This is a genomic window from Paenibacillus sp. FSL H7-0940, assembly GCF_037979415.1.
In the GTDB taxonomy this organism is placed as follows: Bacteria; Bacillota; Bacilli; order Paenibacillales; family Paenibacillaceae; genus Paenibacillus; species Paenibacillus amylolyticus.
Map to the genome: position 1 here is coordinate 220,367 of NZ_CP150280.1, position 16,046 is coordinate 236,412.

The window sequence follows — 16,046 nt, forward strand, 5'->3', positions numbered from 1 at the left end:
CATTAAGAAAACCACAACAACGAGGCGAGGTGCACCAGCAGTGAACGTAACTGAATTGAAACAAAAGTTTATTGGAAAGTACGGAGAGAGTGGAGCGGACATCCGTGTATTTCATGCTCCTGGGCGTGTGAATCTGATCGGTGAGCACATTGACTATAATGGTGGATACGTGCTTCCGGCAGCACTTGAATTCGGCACAACATTGATCATTCGTGAGCGTGAGGACAACAAGTTGCAATTGGCTTCCACGAACATGTCATATGAAGGGGTGCTAGACACTTCCTCCATCGGTAAGGAGAAGACCGGAGAATGGACCGACTATCCTGTTGGTGTCATGGTTGAATTGCAAGGCAAAGGTGTGAATGTAACGAAAGGGTACGATTTCCTGTACCACGGGGAGATTCCCAACGGGGCAGGGCTTTCATCATCTGCATCATTGGAGGTACTCACCGGATTTGCGATTCAGTCTCTGGAGGGTGTAACGGATATTGATACGGTTCAACTGGCGCTTCTGTCCCAGAAAGCGGAAAATGAGTTCGTAGGCGTCAACTGTGGAATCATGGATCAGTTCGCTGTCGCAAACGGTGCTCAGGATCACGCGATCCTGCTGATGTGTGACATACTGGAGTACAAAAAGGTTCCTTTCCGTACAGGCTCCTACAAATTGGTCATCGGTAACACAAACAAACGCCGCGGTCTGGTGGATTCGGCTTACAATGAACGTCGCTCCCAATGCGAGCAGGCACTTGCCATCTTGAAGGAACAGCTGCCTGCACTGAATTATCTGGCTCAATTGACGCCAGAGCAGTTCGTAACGCTACAAGATCAGATCAAGGATGAGAAAGTAAGACAGCGCGCACAACATGTTGTGGAAGAGAATGCTCGTGTGCTCGCATCGGTTGAAGCATTGCAGGGTAACGATCTGGAAACCTTCGGCAAGCTGATGAACGCTTCTCATGAATCGCTTCGTGACTTGTACGAAGTAAGCTGTGATGAGCTGGATGTTATGGTTGAAGAAGCTCAGCGGATTCCAGGCACGCTTGGTGCCCGGATGACTGGTGCAGGATTTGGCGGTTGTACCGTATCACTTGTGCATGAAGATGATGTCGAGCGTTTTGTAAGTGAAGTGGGCGCTGCATATGAAGCGCGTACCCGTCTCAAAGGTGATTTCTATGTATGCGGTGTAGGTGACGGTGTTAAAGAATTGAAGGAGGCGAAGTAAAATGGCAATTTTGGTGACAGGTGGAGCAGGGTATATTGGTTCTCATACGGTAGCAGCATTGTTGGAACGTGGAGAAGAGGTTGTTGTACTGGATAACTTGCAGACAGGGCATCGTGAAGCGTTGCTCGGCGGTAAGTTGTATGAAGGGGATCTTCGTGACAAAGAAATTCTGGCGAAGCTGTTCGCTGAGAATTCAATCGATGCAGTCATTCACTTTGCAGCCAACTCACTCGTAGGCGAGAGTATGAAAGACCCGGTTAAATATTATGACAACAACGTGTTTGGTACACTCTGTCTGTTGGAAGCGATGAATGCAGCGAACGTACGCCGCATCGTCTTCTCCTCTACAGCAGCTACCTACGGTGAGCCTGAGAAAGTGCCAATCGAAGAGAGTGATCGTACAGAACCAACCAACGTATACGGCGAAACAAAGCTGATGATGGAACGCATGATGTCATGGTTCGATAAAGTTCAGGATATCAAATACGTTTCCTTACGTTACTTCAATGCAGCTGGTGCTCATGACAGCGGCAAAATTGGTGAAGATCACCAACCAGAGAGTCACTTGATTCCACTTGTACTGCAAACAGCATTGAAACAACGCCCGCACATCGCCGTGTTTGGTGACGACTATGCAACAGAAGATGGCACATGTATCCGTGACTATATCCACGTGAGCGACTTGGCTGATGCACATCTGCGTGCAGTAGATTATCTTCGTAAAGGTGAGAACAGTAATGTGTTCAATCTTGGTAACGGTACAGGATTCTCGGTAAAACAAGTGATCGAAACAGCTAAAAAAGTGACTGGCCTGGATATCCCGGTTGTACAGGAGCCACGTCGTGCAGGTGATCCGGCTGTGCTGGTAGCTTCATCTGCAAAAGCAAGATCAGTCCTGGGTTGGAATCCAAAATGGACCAATCTGGAAGATGTCATTCAAAGCGCTTGGAGCTGGCACCAATCACGTCCTGACGGCTACGGAAAAAACTAGGAGGCGAACACCTTATGTCACAGACTCATATTGCAGCAGGTGCCACAGAGCGGACACCGGAGCAGCAGGAAGCACTGCATGCCATTGAACGTCTGGTTGCATTTGCCTTGCAGAAACAATTAATCGAGGAGGCGGATTGGGATTACAGCCGCAACCTCTTGCTGGAACAATTCGGATTCTCAGAGCCTTATGCCGGCGAGTTGGACACGACTGTGCCCGATGGCCCACAGGCTATGCTGGATACGTTGATTGATTATGGATTTTCCATTGGACTCATTCCTGAAAATAGTGATACATTCCGTGATTTGCTGGATGCCAAAATCATGGGTCATTTGATGGCTCGTCCATCCGAGGTGGTACGCGCATTCCGCCACACGGAGCAGACGGAAGGCATTGAGGCGGCCACATCTCAATTCTATGACTTGTCGATTAACTCCAACTACATCCGTATGGATCGGATCTCGAAGAACGTCTACTGGACACAGGACACGGCCTATGGAGACATGGAGATTACTATCAACCTGTCAAAACCGGAGAAAAGTCCAAAAGAGATTGCCATGGCGAAATTGCTTCCGCCGCCGGTATATCCTAAATGCCAGCTGTGTCGTGAAAATGTAGGTTACGCTGGTCGGGTGAATCACCCGGCCCGCCAGAATCTGAGAGTTATTCCGCTGGAACTTAACAGCGAGCCGTGGTTGTTCCAATACTCGCCGTATGTGTACTACAACGAGCACTGCATCATTTTCCATCATGATCATGTGCCGATGAAGCTGACCAAAGATACACTCCGCAGACTGCTTGCCTTTGTTGGGGAGTACCCGCATTACTTTATCGGATCTAATGCGGATTTGCCGATCGTAGGTGGATCCATTCTGACACATGACCATTTCCAAGGTGGTCGTCATACATTCGCTATTCAAAATGCACAGCCAGAGGCGGTCTTCCGCCATGCGGATGCACCTGGACTTACATTGAGTCTTGTGAAATGGCCAATGTCTGTGATGCGTCTGGCTTCACACGATCCTGCAGAGCTGCTTGAAGCGGGCAACGCCGTATATGAAGCGTGGAAGGTCTACAGTGATTCTGCTGTGGATATCGAAGCATGCAGTGAAGTAGACGGGGAACAAGTACCACACAATACGGTAACACCAATCGTTCGTCGTAGTGCAGATGGTGGTTATGAGATGGATCTTGTATTGCGTAACAACCGTACGAATGATGTGCATCCTGAAGGGATTTTCCATCCGCACCGTGAGATGCACCATCTGAAGAAAGAAAACATTGGTTTGATCGAAGTGATGGGGCTTGCCATCCTGCCAGGTCGTTTGAAAGAAGAACTGGACAGTATCGCGGATATCCTCGCTGGAGATGTCAAACTTGCTGAATCTGCCAAAGCTTCTGATCATGTGTTGAACAAACATCTGGGCTGGGCGGAAGAATTGATTGAACGGTTTGGTCCTAACCTGGACAAAGAACAAGCCGTTGCCATTGTACAGCAGGAAGTTGGCTTGAAATTTGCCGAGATTCTGGAACATGCAGGGGTCTACAAATATGATGAAGCAGGACGCCAGGCTTTCCGTCGTTTTGTAAGCAGCATGGGATACACTGAATAGACATGTATAACGATGAACACCAGCCCATAATACAAGGGCTGGTGTTTTTTTGAATATGATTAGTAACGGAGTTGTGAGCCAGTGGTTTGTTCTGTTGGAATTGAACGATAGATCAGGGCAGCCAGCTCGGCTCGGGTTAGGGAGTCATCCGGCCTGAACTGTCCGTGATATCCCACAACCATTCGAGTCTCGGCCAGTGTGGCTATGTAATCGTGAGCCCAGTGGGAGGAGGGCACATCCTCAAAAGAACTCGTTTGGATCAGCGGCAGGTCCAGCGCGAGCACCAGAATTTTTGCTGCCTCGGCCCGTGTAAGTACCGCATCCGGATGGAAGAAATCATTTAAGCCGTTTGAAATATGGAATCCATCAATAAGGCCGACCTCCTGTAGTCGAGATATAGCATCAAAGTAGGGATGTGTGGGCTCTACATCTTCAAAGGGAGCAGCCTTTCGGATTATGGGTAGCTCAAACGCTCCGTTGATTATACCAGCCATGTGTTTACGCAAGATTGGCTGATTAGGCCTGAATGTGGCATCGGGATATCCCGTTATCAGACCACGTGTAGCGATACTTTCAATCATCAAGCGTGCCCAATGGGTTGAAATATCACTGAACACAACTGGAGTCAAAGGTGTTGTTGGTTCTTTAGGTTTAGGTTCAGGTTCAACTTTAAGTTTAGGTTCGGTTTTAAGTTCCGTACCTGTATCAGGTTCCTGGGATGATGCGGCAGTGATAGAGCTACTGGTCCAGAAAGAAGGACTGCCACCATGGTTTTCAGAGCTATCAGTCTTTACCCATTTGGCATATAGTGTTATGTCCCGACTTACGGTATCTCGGTCAAAATTCCAGGGAAGAGATAATGCCGAATCTATGTACCATCCATCAAATGAAAACCCGCTCTTGCTGGGCTGAGTGGGAGGCGCTATTGCTTGATTATTCCTAGTAATAGTAGAGGAAACGGGGCTTCCGCCTTGAGAATCAAAAGAGACGGTCAAAGCGGAAATGGGATCTTCCTTATTCGTATATTTGGACGCAGTTGTCACTGAACTCGTCCACTTGGCGTACAGCGTGATGTCCCCAGTCACGGTATCTCTGGCAAAATCCCAGGGAAGGGAGTATACCGAATCCATGTACCAGCCTTCAAACAAAAACTGGTCCTTGGTAGGCTGAGTGGGAGGTACAATGGTTTGCCCATAAGTGGCTTGAGTGACCGCAACCGGGGTCCCTCCATTGGAGTCGAAGGAGACGACCATATTCAATTTTTGAAAGGGAATGCTATAAAAGTTAGCGAAGTTTTGAGCCTCTGAAGGATCAAAACCCGTAATAATAAGGGATGAGTTACCATCAAACGCTAAGAAACCAATAGACGACACGCTAGCTGGAATGAAGACAGTCGCCAGCCGATTGTCCGCAAATGCCATCGCCCCGATAGAGGAGACACTATCCGGAATGACGACAGAAGTCAGTTGATTGTCCATAAATGTAGCATGTCCAATGGAAGAGACACGATTTGGAATAACAATGGAAGTCAGCTGGTTAGATGCAAATGCCCAGTATCCAATAGTTGAGACATTCTCTGGGATAACGACAGTAGTCAGTTTATTGTTTGTAAATGCACTATTTCCGATCGACATAACAGTCTCGGGAATAACGACAGAGGCCAGTTGGTTGTTAGTGAATGTGGAGTTCCCAATTGTGGATACACTGTCTGGAATGACGACAGAGGTCAGCCGGTTGTATGCAAATGCCAAGTCTCCAATAGTCGTGACAGTCTCTGGAATAATGACAGAGGTCAATTGATTGATTTCAAATGCCCTTTCTCCAATAGAGGAGACGGTATGCGGAATAACTACAGAAGTCAAATGATCGCTGTAAAATGCTTTTTCACCAATAGAAGTAACTGGTTGACCTCCAATGTTTTCGGGAATAATGACATCTTTCGAAGTGCCTACATAGTCGTTTATTGTGATTCCATGAGCATTAGCGCTCGTTATGAAGTCTTTTTCTTTATTCGGCTCAGCATACATAACCATCTGTCCCCAGGGTACGAGGAACATTAACAGAGCAAAGACGAAGATGCTTGCTTTTTTCAATCCAATAACCTCCTTATATTTATTTTAAGAATTTTGAAGTTCTTTTGGTTACAGTACAACTGTTAGATGAGATTAACAATACTGAATCTCCAATTGGTGACCCCAGGGCACATGGGGACGCGGTATTATGAATTACGCATTTCATATTCGTTCTCAGAAATGGAAGATGTCAGTTCCCGCATGTATAATGGTGGAAAGCCATTGAAAACATAACTCAATGAAGAAACGGGGACGAATAATTGGAAAAGCAGGCATTGAATATTCCGTTGATTAAAGATGCTGAGGAACTGCAAAGCATGGTGGGTGAACCGCATGAACATGTGCGTAACAAGGCAATTCCATTTGTGGATTCACATGTTCAGAACTTTATATCCATGTCACCATTATTTTTCCTCTCCACCTCCGATCGTGATGGAAAAAGTGATGTGTCACCTCGGGGTGATGGAGCGGGATTTGTGAAAGTGTACGATACATACCGGCTCGTCTATCCCGAACGCCCAGGCAATCGGCGGATAGACTCGTTGTTGAACATGTTGTCGAACCCTGGTATTGGTATGCTATTTTTGATTCCGGGTATGAATGAAGTGCTGCGTATTAATGGCACAGCATCCATTACCAAGGATGAGGAATTCATCGCCAGTATGGGCTGGAGTGGTAAGACCATAGGTGCGGCTGTCATTGTAGATGTGGAAGAGTGTTTTATCCATTGTCCGCGGGCATTCAAACAGGCTGGATTATGGGCCACAGAAACATGGGTGGATGCTGAAAATTTGCCTTCATCTAGCGAGATGTTTCGAGCTCATTTGGAGATTAACGGGTTGTTATAAAGTGAGTGACTATCGATTTGTTTTTCTATAAACAGGGTACTATAATTGGAGTTGCACAAAAATACTAAACTCCATTGGAGGCGACAATAGATATGAGATCTTTCCAATTCTATAATCCAACCCGGCTGATTTTCGGCAAAGGACAACTGGAAGCATTAAAGACAGAAGTGCCGAAATACGGTAAACGGGTTCTGCTTGTATATGGTGGCGGCAGTATCAAACGCAGTGGTCTGTACGATCAAGTGATCGGTTTGCTTAAGGAAGCTGGAGCAGAAGTGACTGAACTGGCAGGTGTGGAACCTAACCCACGTCTTTCTACGGTGCATAAAGGGGTAGACCTCTGTAAAACAAATAACATCGACCTGATCCTCGCTGTAGGTGGCGGCAGTGTACTGGACTGCTCCAAAGCTATTGCTGTAGGTGCCAAATATGATGGCGATATGTGGGATTTTGCTCAGCGAAAAGCCGTTGCACAGGACGCTCTTCCACTCGGTACCGTATTGACCATGGCGGCAACTGGTTCGGAGATGAACTCCGGTTCGGTTATTACGAATCAGGATACACAAGAAAAATTGGGCTGGGGTAGCGCATACTCATTCCCTGCATTCTCTATCCTGGATCCAGTGAATACATACACTGTTCCACTGGACCAAACGGTATACGGCATGGTGGATATGATGTCCCACGTATTGGAGCATTACTTCCATCTGGATGCCAATACACCGGTTCAACTCGGTTTCTGTGAGACGATTCTGCGTACTGTCATGGAAGCAGCGCCACGTCTGGTTGAAGACCTGGAGAACTATGAACTGCGCGAAACAATTCTGTATTGCGGAACAATGGCACTGAATGGCGTGCTGAATATGGGTCTCGCAGGAGATTGGGCAACACATAATATTGAACATGCGGTTTCCGCAGTGTATGATATCCCACACGGCGGTGGACTTGCAATCTTGTTCCCACACTGGATGAAACATAACCTGGACGTGAATGTGGATCGATTCAAACGTCTGGCAATTAATGTATTCGAGGTGAACCCTGAAGGCAAGTCGGACAGACAGATTGCTGAAGAAGGTATCGATGCGCTCAGCAAATTCTGGACATCCATTGGTGCCCCTAACCGTTTGGCTGATTACGATATCGATGATAGCCAGATCGACGTAATGGCAGACAAAGCGATGCTGTTTGGCCCATTCGGTAATTTCAAGAAACTGCAACGGGAAGATGTTGTATCCATCTACAAGGCTTCTCTGTAATTCTATAATCACTGCAAAGTGAAAGGACACATCAAGTTGTCCAATAACCGCAAGTCTCCTTCATGGGGGCTTGCGGTTTTTTCATGTATTCGGGCTGTACACGTGAATGATGGAGGAACATGAAGCAAGAAGAACAGAATGTCGTGATAATACCCATTATCGGGTTCAGAATACATTTGAGGAAAGATTTTGAAACATTTCCCCCCTTGCTACGTATTTATTTACATGTGGAATGCCTAGTTAGGATGAATTTGCGGCAGAGAGAGGAGGAACAGGGGATGGAGACAATTTATTGGGGGTGTCTGATCGGAGGAGCCATATTTGCTGTTGTCAGCCTTGTGCTGGGTGACTTGATTGACGGCTTGATTGACGGAGCCTTCGAAATGCCAGGTCTTGATTTTTTCAAACCCGTTGTGTTAGCTGGTTCCATTACAACCTTCGGTGGGGCAGGCATTATGCTGACACGTTATAGTTCATTAAGTGCGATGTCGGGTCTAATACTATCCCTGCTTATAGGTGTTGCTGCAGCCATGTTGGTATTCTTCGCATATATCAAACCGATGCGTAACAGCGATGTCTCGATTGCATTTTCGATGAAAGAGTTATCTGGGAAAATTGGCGAAATTACCATTCCGGTGCCGGAAAAAGGTTTTGGCGAAGTCATGATTCGCTTTGCATCCGGTAGTACGATTCAAACGGCATCCAGTTTTGAACACCTCCCCATTGCGGCGGGAGCACGTGTTGTCGTAGTGGATGTTGTAGATGGTGTACTGCGTGTGTCGGAATGGGATGAAAATGTACTTAAAGATTTATAAAGTATTCTTATCACCTAAGTAGTTTAAGCACTCATCATGAATGAATAAGGGGAGAGATGTGGAATGGATAATTTGAATTTGAATTGGGATGTATTGCTGATTCCTATAGTTGTAGTCGGTGTCATTCTAATTTTAGGTTTGGCTTTCTGGGCGAGATACAAAACGGTTGGACCGGATGAGGCGATGATCGTTACGGGATCATTCCTGGGTAGCAAAAATATCTCCGATGATGATTCTGGCCGAAAAATTAAGATTGTTCGTGGTGGCGGTGCATTTATCCTGCCGATATTCCAGCAATCCGAATTTATCTCCTTATTGTCCCACAAGCTGGATGTCTCCACACCTGAAGTGTACACGGAGCAAGGGGTTCCGGTTATTGCTGACGGTGTAGCTATTATCAAGGTTGGAGGCGCTGTAGAAGACGTTGCTACGGCAGCTGAGCAATTCATCGGTAAACCTGTAGAAGCGCTGAGAAGCGAAGCACAGGAGGTACTGGAGGGGCATTTGCGGGCCATCCTCGGTACAATGACGGTGGAAGAAGTATATCGGAACCGGGATAGGTTTGCGCAAGAGGTTCAAGGTGTAGCAGCTAGAGATCTGAAGAAAATGGGCCTTCAAATTGTTTCATTTACCATCAAGGATGTTCGTGATAAACAGGGCTACTTGGATGCTCTTGGTAAACCGAGAATTGCTGCTGTGAAGCGTGATGCGGAGATAGCTGAAGCGGAAGCGATGCGTGATGCACGTATTCAGAAGGCCAATGCAGAAGAGCAGGGTCAAAAAGCAGAGTTGCTGCGTGATACCAATATCGCTGAGGCAGCCAAAGAGAAGGAACTGAAAGTAGCCACGTTTAAGCGGGATCAGGATACAGCCAAAGCGGAAGCCGACCAGGCTTACCATATCCATGAAGCGCGCGCGAGACAGACCGTGGTGGAGGAAGAAATGAAGGTTGAACTCGTTCGTAAAGAACGTGAGATTGACCTCCAGGAAAAAGAAATCGTCGTACGTGAGAAACAATACGATGCCGAAGTGAAGAAAAAGGCAGAAGCGGATCGTTATGCGGTAGAGCAGGCTGCCGAAGCGGATAAAGCCAAAAGAATGCGTGAAGCTGATGCAGTACAGTATTCCATTGAAACACATGCCAAAGCAACAGCTGAGCAGAAGCGACTTGAAGGTCAGGCCATGGCGGATGCGGAACTTGCCAAAGGTACAGCAGATGCAGAAGTTATTCGTTTGCGTGGTCTTGCAGAAGCAGAAGCAAAAGAAAAACTGGCCGAAGCGTTCCAGAAGTTTGGCGAAGCAGCTGTACTCGATATCATTGTCAAAATGCTGCCTGAACTGGCTGGCAAAATTGCAGAGCCAATTGCATCCATTGATAAACTGACGGTGGTAGATACAGGTAAAGGTGAAGGTGCGGCACGAGTGAGTAACTATGTTACTGAACTTATGGCGACCGCTCCAGAGATGCTCAAAAGTGTATCCGGCATCGATGTAGAGCAGCTGATTAAAGGCCTTACGAAGTCTAAAACATCTGCGCCAGTTGCCATTCAACAGAGCGAGGCTGTTACAACTCCTTCTATAATCGACAAGATTGTGGAAAGAGCTGGAGTTGACGAGTAAGAAGCACTTCGAATCTTGCATGGTTGCTCTATTGACCTTAAGGCGAATTTTTGTTACTTTTTAAGCGAGACGTCCGGCGCGGTTTGCCCGCTCCGGGTGTCTTTTCGTTCGTAACAGGGTGTGACTTAATCACACCTAAGATGGTGTGAAAAAGAGGTGCAAACAATGAGCAGCTTGCATGTAGATAAAGCGCTAAATAATAATGTAATCATTGCACAGCATCCAGAACACGGGGAAGTCGTTGTTATTGGTAAAGGCATTGGCTTTAACCGAAAACCGAGTGATCACATTCCATTGATGGCTGTGGAGAAAATGTTCATTTTGAAAAACCAGCAGGAGCAAGAGCAGTACAAACAGCTTCTTCCACAGGTGGATGAAGCACTGATCGAGATTATTAACGAAGTTATTACGTATATTGCAGAGCGTACGGACGTTCCTCTGAATGAACATATCCATATTGCATTAACCGATCACATTTCTTTCGCGTTAAAACGCAAGGAGCAGGGCATTATCATACAAAATCCATTTTTATATGAAACCCGCGAGATTTATCCTGAAGAATATCGAATGGGAGAATACGCTGTTCGTCTGATCAAAGAGAAAATGGGTGTAGATCTGGGGATGGACGAGATTGGTTTTGTTGCCCTCCATATCTATAGCGCAATGACCAATCAAAATATATCCCAGGTACGTGAGCATTCACAATTGATCACTGATTTGGTGAACCTGGTGTCTGATCAACTCGATTATTCGTTTGAAACGGAATCGCTGGATTACTCTCGTTTGCTGACTCATCTTCGGTTCGCCCTTGAGCGTGTTCGCCGTGGAGACAAAGTGGAAGAGCTTCATAAGTTGGATTCCCTGCTTAAGTTGGAGTATCCCGAAATGTACTCGCTTGCATGGAAACTGACCAAAGTAATGGAGAAAAGACTGAAACTGCCGGTTTATCCTGCGGAGGTAGGTTATCTGACCATTCATCTGCAAAGGCTGAATCAGCGGAAGGAAGAAGAGAATAAGTGAGATCATTCCAGTGATGGAATGCGGAATTTATTTTTTTGGTGTAAAGGCTTGCAATAGATTAGAACTGGTGCTACAATGGTTTCCGTAATCAAGCAACTGAATAAACATAAGCGACGTGTTACTGACTCGATCAGGCATGAGTTAATTAAAGTGTGATTGTTCTTTCCTTGTACAGGGTATGCTATACCCCAAGGTTGGCACAGTTTACTTTATTAATTCATGCCTTTTTTTGTGTTCCCTTGCTTGCATCACAACATATAAATTAGACGAAAGGGAGAAACGACGCGATGTTCAAAAAGCTTTTTGGTGTATTGCAAAGAGTAGGTAAAGCTCTCATGTTGCCTGTAGCCATTCTACCTGCGGCAGGTTTGCTGCTCGGAATCGGTAACATGTTGGTTAATCCAGATTTCTTGCAATATGTAACGGCGCTCGACACCCCTTGGGTGAACTCGATCGCAACAATTATGATGAACGCAGGTCAGATCGTATTCGATAATCTGGCATTGCTGTTCGCCGTCGGTGTAGCCGTCGGATTGGCTGGTGGCGAAGGGGTTGCAGGTCTGGCAGCGATCATCGGTTATCTGGTCATGAACGTCACACTGGGTACCGCAGTAGGGGTTACTCCGGCCATGATCGGTGAAGTACCGGGTTATGCCAGCATCTTGGGCATCCCAACATTAAGTACAGGCGTGTTCGGAGGTATAATCATAGGTATTGCCGCCGCGCTGTGTTACAACCGATTTTTCAAAATCGAACTGCCGTCTTACCTCGGTTTCTTTGCAGGTAAACGATTTGTACCGATTATCACTTCGGTTGTTTCCCTCTTAATCGGGTTGCTTCTGGTGATTATCTGGCCGCCGATTCAAAATGGATTGAATACTGTATCTCACTTCATGGTAGATACAAGCCCGACATTGTCGGCATTCATCTTCGGAGTTGTAGAACGGTCATTAATTCCGTTTGGTCTTCACCACATTTTCTACTCCCCATTCTGGTTTGAGTTTGGTGAGTATGTGAACAAAGCTGGAGATGTCATCCGTGGTGACCAGCAAATCTTCTTCAATCAATTGCGTGATGGTGTGAACCTCACAGCGGGAACATTCCAAGTTGGTAAATTCCCGTTCATGATGTTCGGTTTGCCAGCAGCGGCACTTGCGATGTACCATGAAGCAAGACCGGAACACAAAAAGTATGTTGCAGGGATCATGGGTTCAGCTGCGCTGACCTCGTTCCTGACAGGTATCACAGAACCACTTGAATTCTCGTTCCTGTTTGTAGCACCAATCCTGTTTGCAGTACACTGTATCTTTGCAGGTTTGTCTTTCATGACCATGCAAATTCTGGGTGTCAAGATCGGTATGACCTTCTCCGGTGGGTTCATTGACTTCCTGATCTTCGGGATTATTCCGAACCGTACACCATGGTGGGACGTTATTATTGTCGGATTGATTCTTGCGGTGATCTATTACTTCGGTTTCCGGTTTATCATTCGCAAATTCAATCTCAAAACACCAGGACGTGAAGATGCAACGCCTGAAACAGAATCTGGCGGAGGCTCTGGTTCAACGGATGACCTGCCACATAACATTCTCGAAGCTTTTGGTGGCAAAGAGAATATCAAACATCTGGACGCTTGTATTACTCGTTTGCGGATTGAAGTTAATGAGAAATCCAATGTGAAAAAAGATCGTTTGAAACAATTGGGTGCATCTGGTGTACTTGAAGTGGGTAATAATGTTCAAGCCATCTTCGGAACACGTTCCGACACGATCAAATCTCAAATGCAGGATATTATTGCAGGTCGAACACCAGCACCAACGCCAGCAGCTGCCAAACCAACTCCTGAAGAGGAGAAGGCACAAGGTGAGCAGGGCGAGCGCATCGTTGCTGAGGATATCGTCATGCCAGTCAATGGTGAATTGCTGGACATTACAAACGTACCTGATCCGGTCTTTGCTGAGAAAATGACAGGTGATGGATTCGCAATTTTGCCACATGATGGTACGATAACTTCTCCTGTGTATGGTAAAGTGTTTAATGTATTTCCAAGCAAACATGCCGTGGGCATCATGTCCGATGGTGGTAAGGAAGTGCTTGTTCATATAGGTGTTAATACGGTGAAGCTGAAAGGTCAAGGCTTTAACGTACTGGTACAGGAAGGTGATCTGGTATCGGCAGGTCAGCCGATTATGGAAGTGGATCTGGAGTATGTCAAAGCAAATGCTCCTTCGATCATTTCACCAGTTATTTTCACTAACCTGCCAGAGGGCTCCACAGTAACTCTGAAGAAGAGTGGAGTGCTGAAAGTTGGCGAACAGCCAATCATTGAGATAAAATAAGAAGTGTTACGACGATGGCAAGCAAGTGTAAATATATGCAATGCCTAAACCAAACTACCGAAAGTGAGATGATTGTAATGCAACAAACATTCAGAATTACAGACGAAGATGGTATCCACGCACGTCCGGCGACAGCCCTGGTTAATACAGCAAACAAATTCAAAGGTGCAGAATCCTTTGCAGAAGCTAACGGTAAAAAAGTAACTTTGAAATCCATCCTGGGTGTTCTTTCCCTCGGATTGGAACAAGGCGACACTATCAGCATCATCGTTGAAGGCGAAGGCGAAGCTGAAGCTCTTCAAGCTTTGACTGACGTTATGGTTAACGAAGGGTTGGGCGAAATTAATGCTTAATGTCTCCGGGATCGCGGCTTCGGCGGGTATTGCTATCGCCAAGGCGTTTATCTTGGAGCATCCTGACTACTCTGTAGAAAAACGCCAAATCAACGACGTTGACGCAGAGATCGCGAAACTCGACTCAGCTCTGGGTAAATCCCAGGCTGAGCTTGAGGCGATCAAAGAGCGTACTTTACAAGAGCTTGGCGAGAAAAAAGCTGAGATTTTTGCTTCGCATTTGCTCATTCTGAATGACCCGGAATTGATTGATCCGGTTAAAGCTAGAATTGCAGATGACATGATCAATGCAGAATTTGCTTTGAACGAAACGGCATCGCAATTTATCTCCATGTTTGAGAACATGAAGAGTGCATACCTGCAGGAACGTGCAGCAGATATGCGTGACGTTACCAAACGTGTGCTAAATCACTTGCTTGGTATTGACTTCATGAGTCCGGCTGAGATCAATGAAGAAGTGATCGTGCTTGCGGAGGATCTAACACCTTCCGACACGGCTCAATTGAATCGCCAATTTGTTAAAGGTTTTGCAACTAACATTGGTGGACGTACTTCTCACTCGGCAATTATGGCTCGCTCTCTTGAGATTCCGGCTGTTGTTGGAACCAAGGACATCTTGGCTCAAGCGAAACAAGGCGATATGATTATTGTTGACGGTCTGGATGGTCACGTACTGGTTAACCCTACTGATGAAGTTATTGCTGAATACCGTGCCAAACAGGAACAGTATGATGCACAACGTGCAGAGTGGAGAAAACTTCGTGATGAGCCAACGGTAACAGTGGACAACGTTCATGTTGAACTTGCAGCCAACATCGGTACACCAAATGACGTAACGGGTGTTCTGGAAAACGGCGGCGAGGCTGTAGGCCTGTACCGTACCGAGTTCTTGTACATGGGCAGAGACAAGCTTCCTTCCGAAGACATTCAGTATAATGCTTACAAAGCGGTACTGGAAAAAATGGAAGGTAAACCTGTCGTTGTTCGTACACTCGACATCGGTGGAGACAAAGAGCTTCCATACCTGGATCTGCCAAAAGAAATGAATCCATTCCTCGGCTTCCGCGCAGTTCGTCTGTGTCTGGACCGTCTGGATATCTTCCGTACACAATTGCGTGCATTGCTGCGTGCAAGCGTACATGGAAACCTGCGTGTCATGTTCCCAATGATCGCAACACTCGGTGAATTCCGTGAAGCAAAAGCTGTCTTGCTCGAAGAGAAAGAGAAGCTGGTTGCTGAAGGTATTGCTGTTTCTGACAGCATTCAACTCGGAATCATGGTCGAAATTCCTTCGACTGCAGTTCTGGCGGATCAATTTGCCAAAGAAGTGGATTTCTTCAGTATCGGAACGAACGATCTGATTCAATACACGATGGCTGCTGACCGTATGAACGAACGAGTGGCGTATCTGTATCAACCTTACAACCCGGCCATTTTGCGTTTGGTTAAAATGGTTATCGATGCAGCGCATCGTGAAGGCAAATGGGTTGGTATGTGTGGTGAGATGGCAGGAGACGAAACAGCAATTCCATTGCTGCTTGGTCTTGGATTGGATGAGTTCAGCATGAGCGCAACCTCCATTCTGCCAGCTCGTAGTCAGATCACCAAGCTGTCCCGTGCGGATATGCAGGAACTGGCTGCTAAAGCTCTGGATATGCAAACAGCTGAACAAGTTGTTGAATTGGTTCAAAGCATTAAAGCGTAATTTTGCCGGGGTTTCCTCCGGATTTGAGGTTTTTTCTTTTTCCGATAATAAGCTGCATTGATGTAGCGATTTTGCCGATATCCGCGATTCATTGTGGATATCGGCTTTTTTTGTTGCGTAGATGTATAGGAAATAAAGGAGAGTACGAGGGAAAAGTCCTGTAATGTCTAGCCAAAAAAATGCTCTTACTGG

General features: G+C 46.4%; 12 protein-coding genes. 11 read left to right on the plus strand and 1 reads right to left on the minus strand.

Translation table 11 applies throughout. The features are described 5' to 3' along the window. The first annotated feature begins 40 nt into the window (after positions 1-40). Genes MHB71_RS01040 through MHB71_RS01050 form a run of 3 tightly spaced genes read left to right on the plus strand, consistent with a single transcriptional unit; the run spans position 41 to position 3,826 of the window. Positions 41-1,222: a galactokinase gene (locus tag MHB71_RS01040; RefSeq protein WP_340028566.1), complete on the plus strand. Its 1,182-nt coding sequence runs from the start codon at positions 41-43 to the stop codon at positions 1,220-1,222. Between the two features lies 1 nt (position 1,223). Then, the gene (gene galE / locus MHB71_RS01045) at positions 1,224-2,213 is read left to right on the plus strand and encodes a UDP-glucose 4-epimerase GalE (RefSeq protein ID WP_017686840.1); all 990 of its coding nucleotides are present in this window, start codon (positions 1,224-1,226) and stop codon (positions 2,211-2,213) included. Between the two features lie 14 nt (positions 2,214-2,227). Next, positions 2,228-3,826, plus strand: a complete 1,599-nt coding sequence (locus MHB71_RS01050) for a UDP-glucose--hexose-1-phosphate uridylyltransferase (RefSeq protein WP_340028567.1) — start codon at positions 2,228-2,230, stop codon at positions 3,824-3,826. Between the two features lie 59 nt (positions 3,827-3,885). On the opposite strand, the gene MHB71_RS01055 is transcribed toward MHB71_RS01050, so the two are convergent. Then, positions 3,886-5,919: a leucine-rich repeat protein gene (locus MHB71_RS01055; protein WP_340028568.1), complete on the minus strand. Its 2,034-nt coding sequence runs from the start codon at positions 5,917-5,919 to the stop codon at positions 3,886-3,888. Positions 5,920-6,158: 239 nt separating this feature from the next. On the opposite strand from MHB71_RS01055, the gene MHB71_RS01060 reads away from it, so the two are divergent. From MHB71_RS01060 to ptsP, 8 genes are all read left to right on the plus strand, one after another. Continuing rightward, on the plus strand, positions 6,159-6,746 hold the full coding sequence (locus tag MHB71_RS01060; RefSeq protein WP_340028569.1) for an MSMEG_1061 family FMN-dependent PPOX-type flavoprotein: 588 nt from the start codon (positions 6,159-6,161) through the stop codon (positions 6,744-6,746). Between the two features lie 92 nt (positions 6,747-6,838). Then, positions 6,839-8,002: an iron-containing alcohol dehydrogenase gene (locus tag MHB71_RS01065; RefSeq protein ID WP_047844049.1), complete on the plus strand. Its 1,164-nt coding sequence runs from the start codon at positions 6,839-6,841 to the stop codon at positions 8,000-8,002. Positions 8,003-8,280: 278 nt separating this feature from the next. After that, positions 8,281-8,817 carry a protease gene (locus MHB71_RS01070; RefSeq protein WP_340028570.1) on the plus strand — a complete coding sequence of 179 codons (537 nt, stop codon included), beginning with the start codon at positions 8,281-8,283 and terminating at the stop codon, positions 8,815-8,817. A 63-nt stretch (positions 8,818-8,880) separates the two neighbouring features. Continuing rightward, positions 8,881-10,437: a flotillin family protein gene (locus MHB71_RS01075; RefSeq protein WP_339186013.1), complete on the plus strand. Its 1,557-nt coding sequence runs from the start codon at positions 8,881-8,883 to the stop codon at positions 10,435-10,437. Between the two features lie 165 nt (positions 10,438-10,602). Next, positions 10,603-11,457, plus strand: coding sequence for a PRD domain-containing protein (locus MHB71_RS01080; protein WP_047844046.1), 855 nt, complete (start codon positions 10,603-10,605; stop codon positions 11,455-11,457). 287 nt (positions 11,458-11,744) lie between these two features. Next, the gene (gene ptsG / locus MHB71_RS01085) at positions 11,745-13,796 is read left to right on the plus strand and encodes a glucose-specific PTS transporter subunit IIBC (protein WP_074096186.1); all 2,052 of its coding nucleotides are present in this window, start codon (positions 11,745-11,747) and stop codon (positions 13,794-13,796) included. A 77-nt stretch (positions 13,797-13,873) separates the two neighbouring features. Further along, on the plus strand, positions 13,874-14,149 hold the full coding sequence (locus MHB71_RS01090; protein WP_036617010.1) for an HPr family phosphocarrier protein: 276 nt from the start codon (positions 13,874-13,876) through the stop codon (positions 14,147-14,149). Further along, positions 14,142-15,854: a phosphoenolpyruvate--protein phosphotransferase gene (gene ptsP, locus MHB71_RS01095; protein WP_036617013.1), complete on the plus strand. Its 1,713-nt coding sequence runs from the start codon at positions 14,142-14,144 to the stop codon at positions 15,852-15,854. Before MHB71_RS01090 ends, ptsP begins: the two co-directional genes overlap by 8 nt. Positions 15,855-16,046: the final 192 nt, after the last annotated feature.